Source organism: Streptomyces sp. P9-2 (genome assembly GCF_051903975.1).
GTDB classification, from domain to species: domain Bacteria; phylum Actinomycetota; class Actinomycetes; order Streptomycetales; family Streptomycetaceae; genus Streptomyces; species Streptomyces cellulosae.
Genome location: NZ_CP192633.1, coordinates 5,658,623 through 5,681,783, shown reverse-complemented (window position 1 = coordinate 5,681,783; position 23,161 = coordinate 5,658,623). Strand labels below are relative to the sequence as shown.

Genomic DNA, 23,161 nt, shown 5'->3' with positions numbered 1-23,161 from the left:
ACCGTTCCTGTCGGAGATGTCTGCTGCGATCACAGCGATTCCGTAGGAATTAAAGCCCGCAGAATATAGAAGCTTCTTGCCGAGCGGCTTGATCTGGATTTTCCGCATATGCTTCCGCACTCCAAAGCAGCAGGGCATGGAGATGCACGGCGCAATCCGGAGCACCCAATAATGTTCGAGCCACTCCGAGAACGCCTTCAATCGACTGGCGAACCGTGTCAACGGAGAGTTGCGAACCCAATCTTGAATCGGTGCATGTATGCCCTGAGGTTCGGGCGTCGCGTCCACATGGTCGTGCTCGACAGTCGGCGCCACCTCGGGCTTACTGCAGCGGAGGGCATTTCTGCGGTTCCAATTTACTGTGCGCTGCGGTGACGTTGTGGGCTACGTTCCGACAACCGTCCCCAGCCCCAGCAGGAGGGCATCGAGCACGGGTGCTGATTGCCCACCTCGACGACGATCGCGCTTCCTGTGGACTTGTGTGGGTGCGTGGCCCGAGGCTCTCGCAGTAGCGAAGTTCCGATATGTGTCCGACATCGGCAATCTCATTGAGAGATGCCTGCGAGGCAGGATTCTGGACGGCCTTTCGAATACGTGGATAAGGCCGTGATGTCACATCCCGCCCGTCGTGATCGAGGCTCTCAACATCGCATTGAGATGGAGCAGACCGGGGCACCGGGCCGGCAGCGATTCCCTTGTCCCCAGACCAATGCCTTGCCCAAGCCCAAAGCGGTATCCGTATAGCGACCTTCCCAGCCGCCCGAAGTGCGCCACGGGACGTGAACACCGAAGACGTCGTGAATGGTCTCGGCAGAGCAGTCCTCCGCCGGCGCCTCGGGCAGCCAGGCAACTGCTCCCGGGTCGTTGAGCGTGGCGTGCGCGGCGACGCGCTCGCCACGTCCGCCCCTCCTGGTGTCCCTGCTGGCCCGCCCGCGCCAGTCGTCGCCACGTCATTGCTAGGCCTGTCCGGCGGACCACGTCACAAGGCGGAAGGGACGGAGTCGGCGCGCGGAGCGTCGGTGACCGACAACAGCGCCGCTTGGTACTCCCACGCCCGTTCAGGGTGGTGGGGAGGGCGTGCGGGCCCCGCGTCCCCGGCATGATCCGCCGACCAGGCCTCAGTACGCCGGGAGCAGGGCCGCTCCGCGTTCGAAGTCCAGCAGGCGCTGTTTGCGGGGCAGACCGCCGCCGTAGCCGGTGAGGCTGCCGGTGGAGCCGATGACGCGGTGGCAGGGGACGATGATGCCGACCGGGTTGCGGCCGTTGGCGAGGCCCACGGCGCGGGACGCCTTGGGGTTGCCGAGGAGGCCGGCGAGTTCGCCGTAGGTGCGGGTCTCGCCGTAGGGGATGCGGCGGAGTTCGTCCCAGACGCGGAGCTGGAAGGGCGTGCCGTGCAGGCGCAGGGGGACGGTGAACTCCTTGAGGTCGCCCGCGAAGTAGGCGGCCAGTTGCTCCTTCGTCTCCGTGAAGGGAGTGTCGTCGGGGGCGCCGAAGGTCTCCTCGGGCGGGCGGTGGCGCTGGTCGGTCATGTAGAGGCCGCTCAGGACGCCGTCATCGGCGACGAGGGTCAGGAGGCCGTAGGGGCTGTCGGTCACGGTGTGCTGGCGCATCGGTCCTCCCCCGCCGGTCAGGCCGGCAGGACGTTGATCGGGTGGTCGTCGGTCGCCCAGAGGTACTGGACCGCGTACGCGCGCCAGGGGCGCCAGGCGGCGGCGCGGGTGGTGAGGGCGGACGGGGTGGAGGGGAGCCCCAGGGCCCGGGCGGCGCGGCGGACGCCGAGGTCGGTGGGGAGGAAGGCGTCGGGGTCGCCGAGGGCGCGCATGGCGATGACGTCGGCGGTCCAGGGGCCGAACCCGGGGAGGGCGAGGAGCGCGGCGCGGGTCTCCGGCCAGTCGCTGTCGGCGCCGAGGCGCAGGTCGCCGTCCGCGAGGCGGCGGACCAGGGTGGTCAGGGTGGTGCGGCGGGTGCGGGGCATGGCGAGGGCGTCCGGGTCGAGCGCGGCCAGTTCCTCCGGTGCCGGGAAGAGGTGGGTGAGTCCGCCCTCAGGGTCGTCGACGGGGGTGCCGTGCGCGGTGACCAGGCGGGCCGCGTGGGTGCGGGCGGCGGCCGTGGACACCTGCTGTCCGAGGACCGCGCGGACGGCGAACTCCGCCTCGTCGACCGTGCGCGGCACCCGGCGGCCGGGCGCCTTGTCGACCAGGGGCGCGAGTGCCGGGTCGGCGCGCAGCTGCTCGTCGACGGCGACCGGGTCGGCGTCGAGATCCAGCAGGCGGCGGCAGCGGCTGATGGCGACGGTCAGGTCCCGCGGGTCGCTCAGGGCGAGCCGGCAGGCGATGTGGCCGGGGCGCGGGGCCAGGGCCACGATGCCGTGGCCGTACGGGAGGCGCAGGGTCCGGCGGTACGCGCCGTCCCGCCACTCCTCCACTCCCGGGACGGCGGTGGCGGCGAGGTGGCCGAAGAGGTTGTCGGGGTGGAGCGGGGCGCGGAACGGCAGCCGCAGCGTGATCACGCCGGGGGTGCCGGAGGCGGCGTGCTTCGGCGCCCGGGTGCGCAGTTCGCTCGGGGAGAGCGCGAAGACCTCGCGCACGGTGTCGTTGAAGGTGCGCACGGAGGAGAACCCGGAGGCGAAGGCCACGTCCGCCATCGGCAGGTCGGTCGTCTCGACGAGCAGCCGCGCGGTCCGGGCGCGCTGCGCGCGGGCCAGCGCGAGGGGGCCTGCGCCCAGTTCGGCGAGCAGCTGGCGTTCGATCTGCCGGGTGCTGTAACCGAGGCGGGCGGCGAGCCCGGTGACGCCCTCGCGGTCCACGACGCCGTCGGCGATCAGCCGCATGGCCCGGGCGACGAGGTCGGCCCGCACGTTCCACTCCGGGGAGCCGGGACTGGTGTCGGGGCGGCAGCGCTTGCACGCCCGGAACCCGGCCTGCTGGCAGGCGGCGGCGCTCGGGTGGAACACCATGTGCCGGGGCTTGGGCGGGACGGCGGGGCAGCTCGGCCGGCAGTAGATGCCGGTGGTGAGGACGGCGGTGTAGAACCAGCCGTCGAACCGCGCGTCCTTCGACTGCACGGCGCGCACGCAGCGCTCGGTGTCGGTGTGCATCCCTCGGTGCATGCCTCAAGGATCGGTCAGGGACGCCGGAGGGGTCTGGCGGGAATCCGACATCCACGTCCCGTGTCCTGCGATTCCGCGGATCACTTCGGCGCCGGTCCCGCCAGCAGGTCGCGCATCGTCTCCGCCGCCCGCACCGCCGCGTCCCCGCAGCAGTTGTTGAACAGGACGTGCAGCTCGTCCGCCTGCCGCACCGCCCGGCGCAGGCGCGGGGCCCACGCGGCCAGCTCCGTGACGTCGTAGTCGTGGCGGAAGCGGTCCTCCTTGCTGCCCCTCCCCCACGCGGTGCTGCGGCCGTGGAACCGTACGACGGCCAGGGCGGGACGGGTGACCGGGAGCAGGGGCGGCAGGGAGGCGGTGAGGCCCTGCGCCATGTCGGTGCCGACCGCCGTGACGTCGAGGGAGGTCAGCAACTCCCGTGTCTCGTCGGCACGTTCGGCGCGCCACCAGGCCGGGTGGCGGAACTCCACGGCGAGCGGCCAACCCTTGGTGCGTTCCGCGCAGTCCTCCAGGAAGCGTTCGGCCGGGGCGCCGGGCGTGAACCACGGCGGGAACTGGAACAGCACCGCGCCCAGCCGCCCTGCCGCCCGCAGGGGGTCCACCGCCTCCGCGAAGCGGCCCCACACCTCGTCCAGCAGGGCAGGGTCGGCCGGACCGCGCGCGGGCGCCCGGTCACGCAGGTCGGCCGGGAGGGCCTCGGGGCGGGTGGGGTGGCCGGTCAGCAGCGAGAACGCCTTGACGTCGAAGCGGAAGCCGTCCGGGGTGCGTTCCACCCACAGTTCGCTGTTGCGGCGGCGGGGCAACGCGTAGTAGCCGGAGTCCACTTCGACGACCGGCAGCCGCTCCGCGTAGTGCCGCAGCCGCCCCTCCGCGTCGCGCCGACCGCGCGGATACCAGCCGCTCGCGACGAGTTGGCGGTCCGTCCAGGAGCAGGCGCCGGCCAGGATGTCACCCATGGGAGCCCGGTTACCCCGGGCTCCCACGAGTGTGCCGGGCTATTCCACCGCGGTGGGCCGGCGGGACAGGGCGAGTGCCCGGTCCACGTCGGTGAGCGGGCGGAGGCGGTAGGTGTAGGCGTAGTCGCGGTCCGCGAACAACTTGAACTCGTCGTGGGTGTGCGCGCCCCAGCTGTTGTCGCCGCCCACGCCCATCTGACGGTGGTTGACCCGCAGCACGACCGCGTCGCGCGGGGTGAGCTGGTAGTCGTGCCGGACACCCGCGGACAGGTCCTCCGGTGTGAAGTGCGAGGCGTTGATCTCGACGAGGGGTTCGCCCGTCACGAGCAGCCCGCGCCCGCTCCGGTCGGTCAGCGCGGCCCAGCGCACGTCGGTCTTGTTGCCGTTCTCCTGCGGCCGGATGTACGGCGTCCACTGCTCGGCCACCGTCGAGGACCAACGGCCCACGTCGGTACCGGTGTTGCGGTCCCAGTGGTTCTCCTCGGGACCGCGCCCGTACCAGTGCAGCCGGTCCAGGCGGCGGGGCAGGAACAGCAGCGAGCCGACCTCGGGGATGTACGGCAGGTTCGCCGCGCCCGGGTGGAGGGTGTGGTCCACCTTGATCTCGCCGTGGCCGAAGACGGTGTACGTCGTGGAGTACGCGGACTCGGCCGTGGTGGGGAGGGTGCCGGTGACGCGGACCTCGACGGCGCGGTCGCCGAGCGGCCGTACGGTGACGTCGGTGACCGTGCGGCGGGCGCCGGCGTCGCGCCAGGTCTGGTTGCGCAGGTGGTGGCCGTTGCCGCGGTCGTTGTCGGTGGGCGCCCGCCAGAAGTTGGGTGCCGGACCCGAAGTGAGCAGGCGGGTGCCGTCGGCCTCGTAGTCGGTGAGGAGGCCGGTGCGGCGGTCGACGGTGACCGAGAACCTCTTGCCCGTGATGCGGACGTCCTGGTCTCGGGTCTCGTACCGCAGCGCGGGGACGCGGGAGAGGGGGACGGGCACGACCGCGGGGGTGTCCACGTCGAGCGGGAGCTGGTGCCGGGCCACCTCGAAGCCGGCGTCCGCCCAGGGTGTGCGTTCCCGGGTGGTGAAGGACAGCTGGAGGAAGAACTCCGTGCCCGGGGCCGGGTCGCGGGGCAGGCGTACGGGCAGTTCGACGCGCCTCTCGGACAGCGGCGCCACGTCGAGCTGGTCCCGGCCGAGACGTCCGCCGCCGATCACCTCACCGTCCGCGACCAGCTCCCAACGTCCTTCGAAGTAACGGAGGTTCGTGAACAGGTACTCGTTGGTGAGCGTGACCGCGCCCGGTCCGCCGCCCGGTGTGCGCACGGCCCCGACGGCCTGGTGGACGCGTTTGACCTCGGCCGCCTTGCCGCCGAGTTCGCGGTCGGCGGTGACGACGCCGTCGGCGACGAACGCGCCGTCGTTGGGGTTGTCGCCCCAGTCCCCGCCGTACGCGAGGAAGGACTTGGCCTCGGGGCGTTTCCGCTCCGTCCTCACCGTGGCGGCGTCGAACCAGAAGCGCACGCCGTCGTCGCCGGGCGCCCGGTCGTCGGAGGCCAGTTCGGCGGTGGTGAGGGCACGGGCGTAGACGCGGGCGCGGCGGATCGTGCCGTCGAACTCCCGGGTCTGGTTGTCGGCGTCGGAGGCGAGGGACAGCGGGGCGGTGTTGCTGGTGGGCCGGCGGTCGGTGGCGCGGGTGGCGCGGACCGAACCGTCGACGTACAGGGTGAGCGTGCCGGCGTCGGCGTCGAAGACGCCCGCCACATGGTGCTCCCTGCCGCTCCAGTCGTCCGGGAAGGCCCAGTTGACGGCGATCCACTGGCCGTCGGAGTGGAGGAAGAACTCCACCCTGCGGTCGGTCTGTTTGAGCGCGTACTGCGTGTCGCCCTTGGCGACGATCGGCTGGTGGTAGCCGGGCACGCCCGGGGTGAACCACGCCTCCAGGGTGAGGGAGCCGGTGAGGTCCAGGCTGTCGTGCCGTTCGAAGACGGTGATGCCGGACAGTCCCTCGTCCCGGTCGAGACGGCCGCGGGTGGCGAGGATCTCGCCGCGCAGCGCCGCCGGACCCGACTCGGTGAGCAGGGTGCGCTCCGGGACGGGCGTGCGGAGGGACTGGTCGGCGAAGTCCCAGATCCAGCCGCCCTGGAGGACGTCATGGCGGCGCACGACGTCCCAGTACTTCTTGAAGTTGCCGTTGGAGTTCCCCATCGCGTGGGAGTACTCGATCATCACGTACGGCCGGGTGTCCGCGGTGTCGAGGGCGCGCTGCTCGACGCGGGCCGGGCTCTCGTACATCCGGGAGCGGATGTCGCTGATGCCGGGCCGGTCGTCGCCCTCGTACTGGATGACGCGGGTGGTGTCGTAGGAGCGGATCCAGTCGTGCATGGCGGTGAAGGTGGAGCCGCCGCCCGCCTCGTTGCCGAGGGACCAGATGACCACCGACGGGTGGTTCTTGTCGCGGTGGACCATGTTCTGCGCGCGGGCGACGCAGGCGGCGGTCCAGTCGGGGTGGTCGCCCGGGTAGCGGTCGCGGATGCCGTGGGTCTCGAGGTTGGTCTCGCCGACGAGGTACACGCCGTACTCGTCGGCGAGTTCGTACCAGAGCGGGTTGTCCGGGTAGTGCGAGGTGCGGACCGAGTTCATGTTCAGCCGCTTGACGATGGTGAGGTCGCGGACCATGTCCTCGCGGGTGAGGGCGGTGCCGCGGGCCGGGTGCATCTCGTGGCGGTTGGTGCCGCGGAAGGAGACGGGACGGCCGTTGATCCGCATCAGCCCGTCCTTGAGCGCGAACTCGCGGATGCCGACCCGGTGGGAGAGCGTCTCGACGACCGTCCCGGACGGGTCGCGGAGTTGGAGCACGGCGGTGTAGAGGTACGGGTCCTCCGCCGACCACAGCCGCGGCTCGGGCACGGCCCGGGACGCCCGTACGGTGACGTCCCGGCCGGCCTCGACGGACACGAGGTCGGCGGTCTGCCGCAGGGGACGCGACCAGACGGCGTGCCCGCGCGCGTCGTACAGCTGGGTCTCCACCGTGTACCGGCCGCCGCCCGCCCCGTCGCCGTACGCCCGCACCTGCGCGGTGACGTCCAGCTCGGCGGCGGTGCAGGTGTCGTTCAGCGGCGTCTCCAGCTTGAAGTCGCGCAGGTGAACGGGCGGGGTGGAGTACAGGTAGACCGAGCGGAAGATGCCGCTCAGCCGGATCATGTCCTGGTCCTCCAGCCAGTCGCCGTCGGAGTAGCGGTACACCTCGACGGCGACCTGGTTGGCGCCGGGACGGAGGTGGTCGGTGACGTCGTACTCGGACGGTGTGTAGGAGTCCTCGTCGTAGCCGACGAGTTCGCCGTTGATCCACACGTAGTGCGCGGACTTGACGCCCTCGAAGTGCAGGAAGACGCGACGGCCGTCCCAGTCGCGCGGGACGGTGAAGGTTCGGCGGTACTGGCCCACCGGGTTGTAGCGGGTGGGCGCGGCGGGCGGCTGGGGTTCCTCGCCCCGGCCGTTGGGGCCCCAGTAGGGGTAGGTGATGTTCAGGTAGATCGGGAAGTCGTGGCCGTGCAGTTGCCACACCGACGGGACGGGAATCGTGTCCCAGTCGCGGTCGTCGGTGTCGGTGCGGTGGAAGTCGGGGTCGCGGTCCTCGGGCCGGTCCGCGTAGGCGAACTTCCAGGTGCCGTCGAGGTCGAGCCGGTACGGCGAGCGGGTGCGGTCGGCGGCGAGCGCCTGGGGGACGCCGGCGTACGGCATGAGGGTGGTGTGCGGGGGTTCGGTGCCGAGGCGGAAGACGCCGAAGTGGTTCCACTCCGGGGGTCCGTCGTCGGCCCGCGGGCGGGAGCCGGCCGCGTGCGCGGCGCCGGACGGGGCGGCGAGCGCTAGGGCGCCGAGCACGGCGGCGCCGGACTCCAGGAGACGGCGGCGGCTCACCACCGGGCGGACGGGGTGGGCGGGACCTGCGGCGGGCGACACGTGCGGGTGCGGCATGACCGTGGCCTTCCTCGGTGCGACAGGGCACTGCGCGGACTGAGGGCACGCCGGATCCCCCGGCGGCGCGGCGTCACGCGGCGACGTCACGCCGGAGGAGAACCACGACGGGTGGTGACGGTGCGACTACTGAGCCCGCCACACCCTAGGACTCGCACACAAACGAAGCAATGATGCCGTCGGACTCTGTGCGGTCGTGGTGGTTCCGAGTGGAGTGCCCTCCGCGACTTCGAGGTTCAGCCGCTCGTGACGGTGCCTTCCGGTTCCGGCGTGCCGTGTTCGCCGAGCCAGCGGGCGAGCTTGCCGCGCCGGCCGATGGCGCGCAGCCGGCGTTCGGCGTCGTCGCGGGTGTCCGGGGTGGCGATGAGGAGGAGTTCGTCCCCGGCGCGCAGCACGGTGTCGCGGTCGGGCACCAGGGTGGTGCCGTCGCGGACGATCAGGGTGACGACGGTCGGGGGCGGCAGCCGCAGTTCGAAGACGGCCACGCCGTGCAGCTGCGAGCCCTCCGGGACGGTCACGGTGAGCAGGTCGGCTTCCAGGACGTCGAGGGGCGCGGTCTCCACCTGGATCTCGCGCAGGGCGTCCGTGCGCACCAGGCCGAGACGGCGGGCGACGGCGGGCAGGGTGGGCCCCTGGAGCAGGGTGAACAGGGCCACCAGCACGAACACGATGTTGAGGATCTCGCGGGCGTGCGGCACGTCCTCCACCACCGGGAAGGTGGTGAGCACGATGGGGACCGCGCCGCGCAGGCCCGCCCAGGAGATGAACGCCTGCTGCCGCCAGGGGATGCGGAACGGGATCAGGCAGAGCAGCACGGACAGGGGCCGGGCGACGAGCAGCAGCACCAGGCCGACGACGAGGGCCGGGAGGATCGCGTCGGACAGCTCGCTGGGGTCGACGAGCAGGCCCAGCATGACGAACAGGCCGATCTGGGCCAGCCAGCCCGCGCCCTCCGCGAAGGATCTGGTGGCGGCGCGGTGCGGAAGCTTTGAGTTGCCGAGGACCAGTCCGGACAGGTAGGCGGCGATGATGCCGCTCGCCCCGGTCGCTCCGGCCGCGGCGAAGGCGGTGATGCCGAAGCCGACCGTGGCCAGCGGGTAGAGGCCTGTGGCGGGCAGGGCGATGTGGCGCAGGGCGACCGAGCCGAGGAGGCCGATCAGCACGCCGAGCGCGCCGCCGACGGCCAGCTGGAACAGAAGGTTGCCGAAGAGCGGCCCGACCGCCGGGACGTCGGAGGTGGTGGTGGAGAAGACCAGCACCAGGATGATGGTGGGCGCGTCGTTGAAGCCGGACTCGGCCTCGACCAGTCCGGTCAGCTTCCGGGGCAGGGGCAGCGCCCGCAGCACGGAGAACACGGCGGCGGAGTCGGTCGAGGAGACGATCGCCCCGAGCAGCAGGGCCACGTTCCAGTCCAGGCCGAGCAGCCAGTGCGCGCCAGAGGCGGTGACCAGGACGGACAGGAACACGCCGACGGTGGCCAGCACCCCGGCGGGCGCCACCAGTCTGCGGACGTCGCTCCACTGGGTGGTCAGACCGCCCTCGACGAGGATGACGGCCAGGGCGGCCGTGCCGAGCGCCTGCGCGAGCTGCACGTCGTCGAAGGCCAGGCCGAGGCCGTCCTCGCCGGCCACGATCCCCACCGCGAGGAACAGCAGCAGACTGGGCAGACCCACCCGGTGCGCGGTGCGGGCGGCGGCGATGCTGGCCAGCAGCACCGTGCCCGCGATGAGCAGCGTCACGTACAGCTCGGGCAGGGTCATCGATCAGTTCCTCGTACCGTCCTCGGCCGTCCGTCGGTCACCGGCGTCCCGGTCCCGTCCGACGACGCTGTGCATCACGATCACACCGGGCGGGGCGGGACAGGCGCACATACACGCCCGGCGGGCACCGGCGTCAAAGGGATCAAGGGGGCCGTTCGAACCCTCGCCCGTCGGGGCGGGCGGGCGCCATAAGGGCCATCACCCAATTGGAGGCGTGCCGGACATGTACGGCGGGAATGCTGCGTGCACGGACCTCGGCACACGGGCCACGGCTGGGTAAAGTGGTGGCAAAGGTGCCGGTTCCCCCTCGCGTGCCGGCCGGCGCCGGCCAAGCCCTCCACCCCCGGTGAGAAGAGGCGCGACATGGACTCCTGGCTGATCTGGCTGATCGTCGCGGCCGCCCTGGCCGTGGCCGAGATCCTCACCCTCACCGCCGCCCTCGGCATGCTGAGCGTGGCCGCGCTGATCACGGCGGGTGTCGCGGCGGTGGGCCTGCCGCTGTGGGTCCAGCTGGTCGCGTACGCCGCCCTCGCCGCCGTGACGCTGCTGTTCGTACGCCCCCTCGCCCTGCGCCACCTCCGGCGCCCCGCGGGCGCCCGGTTCGGGGTGGACGCGCTGGTGGGCAAGCCCGCTCAGGTGCTGACGGCCGTGTCGGGCACGGGCGGCAGGGTCCGGATCGACGGCGAGGAGTGGACGGCCCGCAGTTACGACGAAACGCTGGTGATCTCGCCGGGGACGACCGTCGACGTCATCGAGATCAGTGGCGCCACCGCGATCGTCTACCCACGGGACTGAAGCCATGGACATCTCCGCCTCCCTCGTCGCCGGCCTGCTGGTCGCCCTGCTCGCGATCTTCACGGTGATCCGAGCGGTGCGCATCGTGCCCCAGGCGCGCGCCCGCAACGTGGAGCGGCTGGGCCGCTACCACAAGACCCTGACGCCCGGTCTCAACCTCGTCATCCCGTACATCGACCGGGTGCACCCGCAGATCGACCTGCGTGAACAGGTCGTCTCCTTCAAGCCGCAGCCCGTCATCACCGAGGACAACCTGGTCGTCGAGATCGACACCGTGCTGTACTTCCAGGTCACCGACCCGCGCGCGGCCTTCTACGAGATCGCCAGCTTCCTCCAGGCGGTGGAGCAGCTGACCGTCACCACGCTGCGCAACGTGGTCGGCTCCATGGACCTGGAGAAGACGCTCACCTCCCGCGACACCATCAACAGCCAGTTGCGCGGGGTGCTCGACGAGGCGACCGGCAAGTGGGGGCTGCGGGTCAACCGCGTGGAGATCAAGGCCATCGACCCGCCGCAGTCCATCAAGGAGGCCATGCAGAAGCAGATGCGGGCCGAGCGGGACAAGCGGGCGGCGATCCTGGGCGCCGAGGGGCAGCGCCAGTCGCAGATCCTCACGGCGGAGGGCGACAAGCAGGCGGCCGTGCTGCGCGCGGAGGGCAACCGGACCGCCGCGATCCTTCAGGCCGAGGGCCAGTCGCGCGCCATCGACGAGGTGTTCCAGGCGATCCACCGCAACGACCCCGACCCGAAGCTGCTCGCCTACCAGTACCTCCAGGCGCTCCCCCAGCTCGCGCAGGGGCAGGGCAACAACTTCTGGGTGATCCCGAGCGAGATCACGACGGCGCTGCAGGGCGTGTCGAAGGCGTTCAGCGAGTCGCTGCCGCCGTCCCCGGCGACCCGGGCGAAGCCGGCCTCCGACGACGAGGCCGCGGCCAGGGCCGCCGACGACACGGCGGAGGCGGCCCAGGCCGCCGCCGAGGCGGTGGCGGACGCGGCGGAGGCGGACGGCCGCCCGCCGCGGGCCTGAACGCACGCGGCGGGCGGCCGGGTGGCCGATCCGAGCGGCACCGGCCGTACGCGGCCGTGCGGTCCACCGTGCGGGGGCCCGTGGCCGCCACGCGGGGTGCCCGGCCGGCCACGGCAGAGAGCGCCGTCGGCCGTACATACGCCACGGCTGCGTACGCGACCGCGCCGCGACCGTGCGGACACCGGGCCCACACGCGGGAACTGGCCCGGCGCCACCCGGCGGCCACCGTCGACCCGGACGTCCTCTACGTCGACAACGGCGACGTCCTGACCTCCGCGGGCGAAGCCGCCGCCATGGACCTGTGCCTGCACCTGGTCCGCCTCGACCACGGCTCGGCCGACGCCAACAAGACCGCCCGACGCCTGATCACCCCGCCCCACCGGGACGGCGGCCAGGCCCAGTACATCGCCACCCCCTGCCCGCCCCCGGCAGCCACCCCCGGGGCGAGCTCTTCCCCTGGGCACTTGAGCGGCTGGGCCAGCCGCTGACCGTGGAGGACCTGGCCCGTCGAGCCGGCACGAGCTCACGTCACCTCGGCCGCCACTTCGGGCACCTCACCGGCACCACGCCACCGCAGTGGCTCCACACCCAGCGCATTCGCCACGCCCAGGAACTGCTGGAGACCACCGACGCCACCGTGGACACCATCGCCGCGGCCGCCGGCATGGGCACCGCCACCACCCTGCGCCGCCACTTCCACCGCAGCGTCGGCGTCCCGCCCGACGCCTACCGCCGCACCTTCCGTCCGTGAGGAGCGCCCAGGCCCTGACGGCAAGGGGAACAGTTCCCGGACAGGTGCCGGACCGCGCCATGGGCTCAGGCGCGTCGGGTCAGGTCGTCCGGGCGGAGAAGGCCTGATAGGCCCGGTCGTCGAAGAGGACGAAGGTCACGTCCTCGACCGCCGTGTCCGCCGTACGGACCGCTTCCACGGCGATGCGGGCCGCGTCGTCCAGCGGCCAGCGGTAGACGCCCGTGGAGATCGCGGGGAACGCGACCGTGCGGGCCCCCAGTTCGTCGGCGACACGAACTGGGACTCGCGGTAGCAGGAGGCGAGGAGCGCGGAGCGGTCCTCCGTCGCGCTGTGCACCGGGCCGACCGTGTGGATCACCCAGCGCGCGTCCAGCCTCCCCGCGGTGGTGGCGACCGCCTTCCCCGTGGGCAGTCCCCTGCCGTAGTGGGAGGCGCGCAGGGCGCGGCACTCGGCGAGGATCTCCGGGCCGCCCCGCCGGTGGATCGCGCCGTCGACGCCGCCCCCGCCGAGCAGGGACGAGTTGGCCGCGTTGACGATCGCGTCGGCGCTCTGCCGGGTGATGTCGCCCTGCACGAGGGTGATCCTGGGGGTCGTCATGTCTGGCGGAGCCTCCTCCATACCGCCTTGGCGGCGTTGTGCCCGGGCATGCCGTGCACGCCGGGGCCGGGCGGGGTGGCCTGCGAGCAGATGAACACGGCGGGGTGCGGTGTGTGGTACGGGAACAGCGACAGCTTGGGGCGCAGCAGCGTCTGGAGTCCGGAGACGGCGCCGGTGGCGATGTCGCCGCCGATGTAGTTGGCGTTGCGCGCGGCCAGTTCGGGCGGCCCTGCGGTGGCGCGGGCCAGGACGCGGTCGCGGAAGCCGGGCGCGAACCGCTCCAGCTGGCGTTCGATCGCGTCGGTGAGATCGCCGTCCCAGCCGTGCGGGACGTGTCCGTAGGCCCAGAAGACGTGCTTGCCGTCGGGGGCGCGGGTGGGGTCGACGACGGAGGGCTGCACGGTGATGAGGAACGGCGCGTCGGGGGCGCGCTTCTCCCGGGACGCGGCGCGCAGGGCGGCGCCGATCTCCGCGCTGTCCGCGCCGATCTGCACGGTCCCGGCCCTGCGCGCCTCGGGGGCGGTCCACGGGACGGGCCCGTCCAGCGCGTAGTCGATCTTGAAGACGCCGGGACCGTAGCGGTAGCGGGCGTAGTGGTCGCCGAAGCCGGCGATGCGGGCCAGGGCGGTGGGCGAGGTGTCGAAGACGTACGCCCGCGCCGGCGGCAGGTCGTCGAGCCGCTTGACGTCGTAGTCGGTGTGCACGGCGCCGCCGAGCTCGCGCAGGTACCCGGCGAGGGCGTCCGAGATCGCCTGGGAGCCGCCGCGGGCGACGGGCCAGCCGCGGGTGTGCGCGGCGAGGGCGAAGACCAGGCCTATGGCCGAGGTGGCGAAGCCGCTGAGCGGGGCCATCACATGGGCGACGAGTCCGGCGAAGAGGGTGCGGGCGCGCTCGTCGTGGAAGCGGCGGGCCAGCCAGGTCGACGGGGGCAGACCGACGAGGCCGAACCGGGCGAGGGTGACGGGGTCGCGGGGCAGCGCGGTCAGCGGCAGCGACATGAAGTCGCGGACCAGGGTGTCCCAGCGGTGCAGGAAGGGCGTCACGAGCCGCCGGTACGCGCCGGCGTCGCGCGGCCCGAAGGAGGCGGCCGTCTCGCCGACCGAGCGGGACAGCACGGCCGCCGTGCCGTCCGTGAAGGGGTGGGCCATGGGCAGCTCGGGGTGCAGCCACTCCAGGCCGTACCGCTCCAGCGGCAGGCCGCGGAAGGCGGGCGAACTGACGGCGAGGGGGTGGGCGGCGGAGCACGGGTCGTGCCGGAAGCCGGGGAGGGTCAGCTCCTCGGTGCGGGCGCCGCCGCCGACGGTCCCCTTGGCCTCGAAGAGGGCCACCGAGAAGCCGCGCCTGGCCAGTTCCACGGCGGCGGTCAGCCCGTTCGGCCCCGCCCCCACCACGACCGCATCGAGCATCGACGGCACCTTCGGACTCCTTCGTCAGCCGACGGCCACAGAGGATCAGGATATGCCGGGCCGCCGGCGCCGTCGGACGGCGTCCGGTCACCCGCACGGCGCCGGGCGGGGTGCGCGCGGTCAGACCGGCGCGGACAGCGCGCACGGCACCGTGCGGAGTGCGCGCAGTCAGACCGGCGCGGACAGCGCGCACGGCACCGTGCGGAGTGCGCGCAGTCAGACCGGCGCGGACAGCAGCTGCACGATCCGCCGCGCGGTGGCCTCGTCCCGCGCCGCGGTGAACGGCAGCGTGTTGCCGCCGCGGATCGCGAACGGTATGCCCGCGCGGGTGAGGTGGGCGCCGCCCGCCTCCTCCACCAGCAGCAGACCGGCCGCGTGGTCCCAGGCCAGCTCCCAGTTGAACGCGACCGCGTCCAGCTCGCCGCGGGCCACCGCCAGGTACTCCAGCCCCGCCGAGCCGCAGGGACGCGGGGCCACGCCCTCGGTACGCAGGCCGAGCAGGGCGCGCTTCTGCTCGTCGGTGGTGAAGTCCGGGTGGGACGTGGCGACGCGGAGGTCCCGGCCGGGCTCCGGGGAGCCGGAGCGCAGCGGCTCGCCGTGGAGGCGGGCGCCCTGTCCGCGCACGGCGGTGGCCAACTGCTCGCGGGCCGGGGCGTACGTCCAGGACGCCTGCACCACGCCGTGCAGGGCGAGGGCGACGAGCGTGCAGTAGCCGGTCTCGCCGCGCACGAACTGGCGGGTGCCGTCGACGGGGTCGACGATCCACACCGGCGCGTCGCCGTGCAGCGCCTCGTACGTCGACGGGTCGGCGTGCACGCCCTCCTCGCCGACCACCACGGAGCCGGGCAGCAGGCGGGGCAGCTGGGCCGTCAGGTACCGCTCGGCCTCGCGGTCGGCGTCGGTCACCACGTCGTGCGGCCCGGTCTTGCGGTCCACCTCGTGCGCGGCGAGACGGCGCCAGCGCGGCACGATCTCCCGCGCGGCGGCCTCGCGGACCGCGGCCTCCACGTCCTGGGCGTGCCGGGTGAGGAACAGGTCGATGCTGGCGTCGGTCTCGATCACCCCTCCATGAGAGCACGCCCCACCGACAGCCCCGCCCCGACCCGGGACGATCTCGGGCGCGGACGCACGGAAATGGGCTGCCCGCCCGGGCGAGGATGGGCTCGACGGCCCACCGCGCACGCGGTCGAGCGGACCGCCCGCACCTGGCCTGCGGCCCGCGTACTCCCGTGAGCAGCCCGCCGCGTATCCGCCCAGCGGCCGACCACACCCGGCCTGCGGCCCGCGTACTCCCGCGAGCACCCCGCCGCGTATCCGCCCAGCGGCCGACCGCACCCGGCCGACGGACCGCCCCCACCCGGCCTGCCGGACCGCCCGCACCCGGCCTGCGGCCCGCGTACTCCCGCGAGCAGCCCGCCGCGTATCCGCCCAGCGGCCGACCGCACCCGGCCGACGGACCGCCCCCACCTGGCCTGCGGGACCGCCCGCACCCGGCCTGCGGCCCGCGTACTCCCGTAAGCAGCCCACGCGTCTCCGCCCAGCGCCCCACCGCGCACCCGGCCGCCAGGCCACCGCGCCCCGGCCGCCAGGCACCGCGCACCCGGCCGACGCCCCACCGCACACCCGGTCGGCAGGCCGCCCGCGCCCCTCAGCGCCCCACCGCGTACCCCTGCTGCCCCCGCGGGTTGGCTGCCGCCGAGAGGACGCCGGTGGCCGGGTCGCGGGTGACCGCGCAGAGGCGGCCCTCGGACCAGGCGTCGCCGACGGTGACGTCGTGGCCGCGGCGGCGCAGTTCCTCGACGACCTCCGGATCGGTGCGGGACTCGACGGTGACGCTGCCGGGCCGCATGCCGCGCGGATAGAACGAGCCGGGGAAGCTGTCGTTGTGCCAGTTCGGGGCGTCGATGGCGCCCTGGAGGTCGAGCCCGCCGCGCACCTTCGCGCGCAGGGCGACGGCGAGGAAGAAGTGCAGCTGCCACTGGTCCTGCTGGTCGCCGCCGGGCGTGCCGAACGCCATGACGGGCACGCCGTCGCGCAGGGCGAGGGACGGGGTGAGCGTGGTGCGGGGGCGGCGGCCCGGGGTGAGGCTGTTGGGCAGGCCCTCATCCAGCCAGGTCATCTGGAGCCGGGTGCCGAGCGGGAAGCCCAGTTCGGGGACGACGGGGTTGGACTGGAGCCAGCCGCCGCTGGGCGTGGCGGAGATCATGTTGCCCCAGCGGTCGACGATGTCGAGGTGGCAGGTGTCGCCGCGGGTGGCGCCGTCGGCGGAGACGTCCGGTTCGCCGGGCACGGGCGAGGTGGGGCTCTTGGCGACGGTCGGCTCGCCGACGCCCATGGGGCTGAAGCCGGGCTCGTCTGCGGCGACGACGCGCGCGTGGGCGGCGAGCCGGGGGGCGCGGCCGCCGGGGCTGCCGGGGCGCAGCTCGTGGGAGGCGCGCGGGCCGACCAGGGTGCGCCGTTCGGCGTTGTACGCGGCGGACAGCAGGTCGTCGAGCGGCACCTCGGCGGCGTCGCCGTACCAGGCCTCGCGGTCGGCCATGGCGAGCTTGCAGTTCTCGATGAGCAGGTGCAGATACGCGCCCGAGCCGTAGGGCGGCAACTCGTCGGGGAGCAGCGCGAGTTGCTGGAGGAGCGCCGGGCCCTGGCTCCACGGTCCGGCCTTGCACACGGTCCAGCCGTCGAAGTCGTACGTGACCGGGTCCTCGTAGGTGGCGGACCAGGCGGCGAGGTCCTCGGCGGTGAGGGTGCCGGTGTGGTGGTTCCCGCTGGTGTCCAGGGTGGGGCGGGCGGCCTGCCGGACGAGGGCCTCGGCGACGAAGCCGGTGCGCCACACGTCGCGGGCGGCCTCGATCTGCGCCTCCCGGTCGCCGGCGCCGGCGACCTCGGCGAGGAGCCGCTTCCAGGTGGCGGCGAGGGCGGGGTTGCGGAACAGCTCGCCGGGGCGCGGCGGGCGTCCGCCGGGCAGGTAGACCTCGGCGGAGCTGGTCCACTCCGTCTCGAACAGTTCGCGCACGGTTTCCACGGTCTCGCCGACCCGCTCCACGGGCGGGTGGCCGTCCTCGGCGTAGCCGATGGCGTACTTCAGCACGTCCGCGAGGGACTTGGTGCCGTGGTCGCGCAGCAGGAGCATCCAGGCGTCGAAGGCGCCGGGCACGGCGGCGGCGAGGGGGCCGGTGCCGGGGACGAGGTCGAGGCCGAGCCCCTTGTAGTGGGCGACGGTCGCGCCCGCCGGGGCGACGCCCTGCCCGCACAGCACGCGTACGTCCCCGCCGGCCGGGGCGAGGATCATCGGCACCTCGCCCGCCGGGCCGTTGAGGTGGGGCTCGACGACGTGCAGCACGAAGGCGCCGGCGACGGCCGCGTCGTAGGCGTTGCCGCCGTCCTCGAGGACGGCCATGGCGCTCTGTGAGGCCAGCCAGTGGGTGGAGGACACCATGCCGAAGGTGCCCTGGAGGGTCGGTCGGGTGGTGAACTGCATCCCCTGCCCCAGGTGTTCGCGTCGTCCGGCCCTGCGCACCACCCACTGCGGGCCGGTGGCCTCGGCCCTTGCCGCACGCAGGGTAAGCGCGTGCTGCCGGGGGACGCCACCCCCGTGGCCGTACGGGGTGCCCCGTTGGCCGGAGTGAAGCCGGACGGCGAAGAGGTCTAGACCCCATACGTCTTACGTCCTACCGTCGAGGGGCGGCGACATCCTCGCGCACAAGCCGATTTCCCGGTCCGTACCAATGCTGGAGGTCTCGTGGGAAGACGCACGACAACCCTGACCGTGCTCGGAGCGTGCTTCGCGCTCGCAAGCACCCCGGCGGCCGGGGGCGCCCCCGGCCGGAGCCACGGAGGCGGGTCCGCGCGCGGCCGCCCCGCTGCCGCCTGTCACCCCCACCCCGCAGTCGATGTCCCGCACCGGTGACGACCTGCCCGTCACGGGCAGGGTGATCGTCGTGGCGGACGCGGACACCGACGTCCCGGCGCGCACCCGTCTCGTCGCGGAGCTGAAGCGGCACGGCGCCGACCGGGTCGACGTCGTCACGCCCGGGAACGTCCCCCGCGCCGCGGCCGGCCTGCTGACCGTGCGGCTCGGCCCGGCGGCCCGCCCCGACATCGCGGAGGGACTCGGTGACACGGCCGTACCCGAGCACGCGGAGGGCTACGCCCTGCGGGTCGCACGGGCCGGGCGGGGCGCGCAGGTCGCCCTGGGCGGCACGGACGGGGCCGGCCAGTTCTTCGCCGTGCAGACGCTGCGTCAGCTCTTCGTCCGCTCCGCGGACGGCGGGTGGAAGGTGACCGGCGCCCAGGCAGGTGACCACCCGTCGATGCCGTTGCGCGGCACGATCGAGGGCTTCTACGGGCAGCCCTGGACCCACGCCGAGCGCCTCGACCAGATGGACTTCTACGGCGACGTCAAGGCCAACACCTATGTCTACGCGCCGAAGGACGACCCCTACCATCGCGACAAGTGGCGCGAGCCCTACCCGGCGGAGAAGCTGACGGAGCTGGGCGAGCTGGTGGACCGGGCCACGGCGAACCATGTGCGCTTCACCTTCGCGGTCTCCCCCGGCCAGTCGATCTGCTACTCCGACCCGGCCGACCGCGAGGCTCTCAAGGCCAAGCTCCAGGCGCTGTACGACCTGGGCACGCGCGCGTTCTCCGTCCCCCTCGACGACATCGACCACACCCGCTGGAACTGCGAGGCCGACCGGGCCGCGTACGGCGAACCCGGCACCGGGGCCGCCGGGAAGGCGCAGGCGGACCTGCTGAACGACGTGCAGCGCGACTTCGTGGCCACCCATGACGGCACGTGGCCGCTCCAGATGGTGCCGACCGAGTACTACAACCACACGGAGTCGGCCTACAAACGGGCCCTGCGGGAGGCCCTGGACCCCGAGGTCGAGGTGATGTGGACCGGGGTGGGCGTCGTGCCCGACGGGATCACCAACGCGGACGCCGGGCAAGCGGCGAAGGTCTTCGGCCGTAAGGTGTTCGTCTGGGACAACTACCCGGTCAACGACTACGGCAACACCGGCGGGCGTCTGCTGCTCGCGCCCTACGACAAGCGCGAGGCGGGCCTCTCCGACCACCTCTCCGGTGTCGTCGCCAACCCCATGAACCAGCCCTACGCCAGCAAGGTCGCCGTCTTCGGCACCGCGGACTTCGCCTGGAACGACCGCGGGTACGACGCCGGCCGGAACTGGCGTCAGGCCCTGGCGTACCTGGCCGGCGGCGACCGCGGGGCCACCGAGGCCCTGCTCGTCTTCGCCGACCTGCAGCACCTGGCGCCGACCTTCGGCGCCACCCCGTGGCAGCCGCAGGCTCCCGAACTCGCGCGTCGCGTCGAGGCGTTCTGGACGGCGTGGAACGACGGGGACCGTCCCGGCGCCGTCCGGGCACTGCGCCCGTACGCGGCCGCGATCGAACGCGCGCCGGCCGTCATCCGCTCCGGCTCCGTGCAGGAGGGCTTCACCGTCGATGCGGCGCCCTGGCTGGACGCCACCGAGCTGTGGGGCCGGGCGGCGGTCCGGATGACCGACGCGCTCGCGGCGCGGCAGACCGGGGACCGGGAGACCTCCGACCGGCTGCTGGCCGAGTCCTTGGAACTGCAGGAGCGGGCCCGTGCCGTGCGGATCGACCCGCCGCGCAACGCGTGGGGCGCGGTGCAGCCCAAGGTCGGCGACGGCGTGCTCGACGCGTTCCTCACCCAGGCCGAACTGCGGCTGCGGCTCTGGGACTCGACGGGCGGCGCGCGGAACCTCGCTCCCGACGGGACGGCGTCCGCGTCCAGCGTGGAGCAGGACCTCGACCGCCTGGCCGCCCGGCACGTCAACGACGGTCGGCCGGACACCCGTTGGGCATCCGGGTACGCGGACGACGCCTGGGTGCAGGTCGAACTGGCCGAACCGACGAAGCTCGCCGCGGTGACCCTGGCCTGGGAGAGCGCCTGCGCGACGGAGTACGCCGTGCGGACGTCCGCGGACGGGGCGACCTGGCGGACGGTGTCCACGCAGCGCCCGGAGTCCTGCGGCACCGACGTCGTCCGGCTCCCCGGCGACGAGGCCGTGCGGTACGTCCGGATGCAGGGCGTGGAGCGCAGGACGACGTGGGGCTACTCGCTGTACGAGCTGGGCGTCTACGGGACGCCCAGCTCCTGATGGAGTGAGGGAGGCTGCCGTCCTGGGCGGCGGCCTCCTCACCCCACCGTGTCCCCCCGGCCGTCGAGGCCGGCCACGAACGCCGCCGTCAGGGCGGTCGGCGCGGTGATGGCGGTTCCCACGACGACGCTGTGCGCACCCGCCGCCAGCGCCTCGGCGGCCTGTGCCGGCGTCGCGACCCGGCCCTCGGCGATCACCGGGACGGTGAGCGCGGCGGCCAGGTCCGCGACCAGGGCGAGGTCCGGCGCGGACTGGACGGGCGAGCCGGGCACATAGCCGGAGAGGGTCGTGCCCACGAGGTCGGCGCCCTGCTCGGCCGCCTCACGGCCCTCGTCGAAGGTGGACACGTCGGCCATGACCAGGGCGCCCGCCTCGTGCACGGCCTCCACGAGGTCGGCGAACGTGCTCCCGTCGGGGCGGGGCCGGGCGGTGGCGTCGGCGGCGACGACTGCGGCCCCGGCGTCCACGAGGGCCAGCGCGTGCCGCACGGTCGGGGTGATGAACACGCCGCTGTCGCCGTCCTTCCACAGCCCGATCACCGGGAGGTCCACGGCCGCGACGGCGGCGGCGACGACCTCCGGGTCGTTGACGCGTACGGCCGCCGCGCCGCCGGCCCGGGCGGAGAGCGTCATGCGGACGACCGTGTCGGTGTGCCGCATGGGGTCGCCGGGCGGGGCCTGGCAGGAGACGATCAGGCGGCCCTTGAGGGCGTCGGCGAGGGGCAGGGTCATCGGCGTGCTCCGGTGGTGCGGTCGGGGTGGTGCAGGGGCAGGGTCGAGGTGAGCGCGGCCGCGCCGAGGACCGCGGTGTCGGGTCCGCCGCGCGGTGACACGGGACGCAACGACCGCAGGGGCGGCATGAGTTCGGCGGCGAAGGCCGCGTGCAGGGCGTCCAGGTACAGGGCGCCGATGCGGGGCACGCCGCCGGCGAGGACCACGCGGTCGGCGCCGAGCGCGTTGGCGAGACCGCCCAGGGCGCGTCCGGCGGCGCGGGCGCCGAGGACGACGGCGGCGGTGGCGTGCGGCTCGGCCTGGGCCGCGCGGGCGGCGACGGTCTCCAGGCGGTCTGCCGGGGCTCCGCTCATCCGCGTGTAGTGGGCGGTGATGCCGGGGCCCGCGGCGATCGCCTCGAGGTGGCCGGAGGCGCCGCAGGTGCAGGGCAGTCCCTCGGCCTCGGGGCTCGGCAGATGCCCGAGGTGCCCGGCGACCCCGGCCGCCCCGTGCAGCACGCGCCCGTCCACGGCGACGGCGCCGCCCACGCCGGTGCCGACGGCGGCATAGAGCAGCACGGACGCCCGCTGTCCTGCGGGTCCGGCCAGTTCCGTCGCCGCCGCGCGCACGTCGTTGTCGCAGGCGACGGGGAGGCCGGTGCGGGCGGCGAGTCCGGTCGCCAGGGCGGTGCCGGCCCAGCCGCGGAGGGTGTCGGTGGCGCTGGTGACGGTCCCGGTGACCGGGTCGATGACTCCGGCGGCGGCGACCCCGACCGCCGTGGCGTCGGACGAGCGGACCGCGCGGGCGGCCACCGCGAGCGCGTCGAGGACCGCCTCGGCCCCCTCGGTCGCGGGGGTGGGCAGGGAGTGGCGGGCCAGGACGGTCCCGTCGGGGGCGACCAGGGCGGCGGCGATCTTCGTGCCCCCCAGGTCGAGGCCGATCACCGGGGCGTCGTGCGGCCGATGTGCCGTCATCGGACCGGCAGCAGGCCGGCGCCGCGCAGCCGCTCCTCGACCAGGGAGACCGACGCGTCGCCCAGCTGGACCTGCGGGGCGGCGGTGGTGCCCTCGGCGAACACCCCGAGCAGACGCAGGGCGTGCTTGAAGGCGCCGATGGCCGAGGAGTTGCGGCCCATCTCGCTCTCCGGCCCCGCGTCGACCATGCCGAACAGTTCGACGAGCCGCTCCTGTTCCTCGACGGCGCTGCCGAGGTCCCCGGCGCGCACGGCGTCGTAAAGGCGCACGTACCCGGCGGGGTCGACGTTGCCGAGGCCCGGGACGACGCCGTCGGCACCCGCCAGCAGGGCGGCGTCGACGGTGAGTTCGGAGCCGGTGAGGATGCTGAAGCCGGGCGCGGGGCCGGTGGCGCGGCCGAGACGCCCGCCGAGGGCGACGATCAGCCGGCGCAGTCCGCCCTCGTCGCCGCTGCTGTCCTTCAGGCCGGCCAGCGTGCCGTCCTCGGCGAGTTCGCGGACCAGGGCGACGGAGAGCTTGCTGTGCACGGAGACCGGGAGGTCGTAGGCGTACAGGGGCAGGTCGACGCGGGCGCGCAGGGCGCGGAAGTGGTGCGCGATCTCCACGGGGTGGGTGCGGGCGTAGAAGGGCGCGGTCGCGACCAGGGCGTCGGCGCCGGCCTCGCGGGCTGCCTCCGCGTGGACGAGGACGCGGGGGGTGGTCATGTCGATGACGCCGGCCAGCACGGGGACCCGGCCGGCGACGGCCTCGACGACCGTGCGCAGGACCGTCTCCCGCTGCCGGTCGGTGAGGAAGGCGACCTCGCTGCTGGAGCCCAGGGCGAACAGTCCGTGCACTCCCCCGCTGACGAGGTGCTCCACGTGCCGGGTGAGCGAGGCGGTGTCGACCTCACCCGACGCATCCAGGGGGGTGCAGACGGGCGGTACGACGCCGCGGAGGGGCTGGGACGAGGACATGGGTGTCTCCTGGGCTGTGC

14 protein-coding genes, 2 pseudogenes and 1 CRISPR repeat array (1 of these 17 only partly in view) are annotated in these 23,161 nt (G+C 73.8%); of the genes and pseudogenes, 4 read left to right on the top strand and 12 right to left on the bottom strand.

Annotated features, from left to right (window positions below; translation table 11 throughout):
- Positions 1 to 74: direct repeats of the CRISPR family, unit length 37 nt; it reaches 258 nt to the left of the window's first position.
- A gap of 1,044 nt (positions 75 to 1,118) precedes the next feature.
- From ACQY0Z_RS25810 to ACQY0Z_RS25790, 5 genes are all read right to left on the bottom strand, one after another.
- On the bottom strand, positions 1,119 to 1,610 hold the full coding sequence (locus ACQY0Z_RS25810; protein WP_439812888.1) for a methylated-DNA--[protein]-cysteine S-methyltransferase: 492 nt from the start codon (positions 1,608 to 1,610) through the stop codon (positions 1,119 to 1,121).
- Positions 1,611 to 1,627: 17 nt separating this feature from the next.
- Positions 1,628 to 3,097 carry an AlkA N-terminal domain-containing protein gene (locus ACQY0Z_RS25805; RefSeq protein WP_439813382.1) on the bottom strand — a complete coding sequence of 490 codons (1,470 nt, stop codon included), beginning with the start codon at positions 3,095 to 3,097 and terminating at the stop codon, positions 1,628 to 1,630.
- A gap of 92 nt (positions 3,098 to 3,189) precedes the next feature.
- Positions 3,190 to 4,062 (bottom strand): DUF72 domain-containing protein, encoded by an 873-nt coding sequence (locus ACQY0Z_RS25800; protein WP_439812887.1) that lies wholly within the window; start codon positions 4,060 to 4,062, stop codon positions 3,190 to 3,192.
- 39 nt (positions 4,063 to 4,101) lie between these two features.
- Positions 4,102 to 8,022 (bottom strand): glycoside hydrolase family 2 TIM barrel-domain containing protein, encoded by a 3,921-nt coding sequence (locus ACQY0Z_RS25795; RefSeq protein WP_439812886.1) that lies wholly within the window; start codon positions 8,020 to 8,022, stop codon positions 4,102 to 4,104.
- Positions 8,023 to 8,258: 236 nt separating this feature from the next.
- Positions 8,259 to 9,782, bottom strand: coding sequence for a potassium/proton antiporter (locus ACQY0Z_RS25790; protein WP_381730423.1), 1,524 nt, complete (start codon positions 9,780 to 9,782; stop codon positions 8,259 to 8,261).
- A 363-nt stretch (positions 9,783 to 10,145) separates the two neighbouring features.
- Here ACQY0Z_RS25790 and ACQY0Z_RS25785 point away from each other — a divergent pair, with 363 nt between their 5' ends.
- The 3 genes and pseudogenes from ACQY0Z_RS25785 to ACQY0Z_RS25775 form a co-directional block, all read left to right on the top strand.
- Positions 10,146 to 10,577 (top strand): NfeD family protein, encoded by a 432-nt coding sequence (locus ACQY0Z_RS25785; protein WP_189902787.1) that lies wholly within the window; start codon positions 10,146 to 10,148, stop codon positions 10,575 to 10,577.
- 4 nt (positions 10,578 to 10,581) lie between these two features.
- Positions 10,582 to 11,604: an SPFH domain-containing protein gene (locus ACQY0Z_RS25780; protein WP_189902785.1), complete on the top strand. Its 1,023-nt coding sequence runs from the start codon at positions 10,582 to 10,584 to the stop codon at positions 11,602 to 11,604.
- A gap of 176 nt (positions 11,605 to 11,780) precedes the next feature.
- Positions 11,781 to 12,355 (top strand): annotated as a pseudogene (locus ACQY0Z_RS25775) (helix-turn-helix domain-containing protein); the annotation flags it as partial.
- Between the two features lie 79 nt (positions 12,356 to 12,434).
- On the opposite strand, the pseudogene ACQY0Z_RS25770 reads toward ACQY0Z_RS25775, so the two are convergent.
- The 4 genes and pseudogenes from ACQY0Z_RS25770 to ACQY0Z_RS25755 all read right to left on the bottom strand — a co-directional run bounded on the left by ACQY0Z_RS25770 (position 12,435) and on the right by ACQY0Z_RS25755 (position 17,836).
- Positions 12,435 to 12,952, bottom strand: a pseudogene (locus ACQY0Z_RS25770) (O-acetyl-ADP-ribose deacetylase).
- Positions 12,949 to 14,358: a phytoene desaturase family protein gene (locus ACQY0Z_RS25765; protein ID WP_189902781.1), complete on the bottom strand. Its 1,410-nt coding sequence runs from the start codon at positions 14,356 to 14,358 to the stop codon at positions 12,949 to 12,951. The pseudogene ACQY0Z_RS25770 and the gene ACQY0Z_RS25765 overlap by 4 nt, the downstream one beginning before the upstream one ends.
- A gap of 216 nt (positions 14,359 to 14,574) precedes the next feature.
- Positions 14,575 to 15,420: an inositol monophosphatase family protein gene (locus tag ACQY0Z_RS25760; protein ID WP_189902779.1), complete on the bottom strand. Its 846-nt coding sequence runs from the start codon at positions 15,418 to 15,420 to the stop codon at positions 14,575 to 14,577.
- Between the two features lie 586 nt (positions 15,421 to 16,006).
- Positions 16,007 to 17,836 (bottom strand): gamma-glutamyltransferase family protein, encoded by a 1,830-nt coding sequence (locus ACQY0Z_RS25755; protein WP_189902777.1) that lies wholly within the window; start codon positions 17,834 to 17,836, stop codon positions 16,007 to 16,009.
- A 412-nt stretch (positions 17,837 to 18,248) separates the two neighbouring features.
- On the opposite strand from ACQY0Z_RS25755, the gene ACQY0Z_RS25750 reads away from it, so the two are divergent.
- The gene (locus ACQY0Z_RS25750) at positions 18,249 to 20,501 is read left to right on the top strand and encodes a beta-N-acetylglucosaminidase domain-containing protein (protein ID WP_439812885.1); all 2,253 of its coding nucleotides are present in this window, start codon (positions 18,249 to 18,251) and stop codon (positions 20,499 to 20,501) included.
- Positions 20,502 to 20,539: 38 nt separating this feature from the next.
- Here ACQY0Z_RS25750 and ACQY0Z_RS25745 read toward each other — a convergent pair whose 3' ends face one another.
- From ACQY0Z_RS25745 to ACQY0Z_RS25735, 3 genes are read right to left on the bottom strand one after another with little or no spacing between them, the layout of a single operon-like run.
- A complete protein-coding gene (locus tag ACQY0Z_RS25745; protein WP_439812884.1) occupies positions 20,540 to 21,232 on the bottom strand; it encodes an N-acetylmannosamine-6-phosphate 2-epimerase in 693 nt (230 codons plus the stop codon).
- A complete protein-coding gene (locus tag ACQY0Z_RS25740) occupies positions 21,229 to 22,185 on the bottom strand; it encodes an ROK family protein (RefSeq protein ID WP_439812883.1) in 957 nt (318 codons plus the stop codon). Before ACQY0Z_RS25740 ends, ACQY0Z_RS25745 begins: the two co-directional genes overlap by 4 nt.
- On the bottom strand, positions 22,182 to 23,141 hold the full coding sequence (locus tag ACQY0Z_RS25735) for a dihydrodipicolinate synthase family protein (RefSeq protein ID WP_189902771.1): 960 nt from the start codon (positions 23,139 to 23,141) through the stop codon (positions 22,182 to 22,184). The genes ACQY0Z_RS25740 and ACQY0Z_RS25735 overlap by 4 nt, the downstream gene beginning before the upstream one ends.
- Between the last annotated feature and the right edge of the window lie 20 nt (positions 23,142 to 23,161).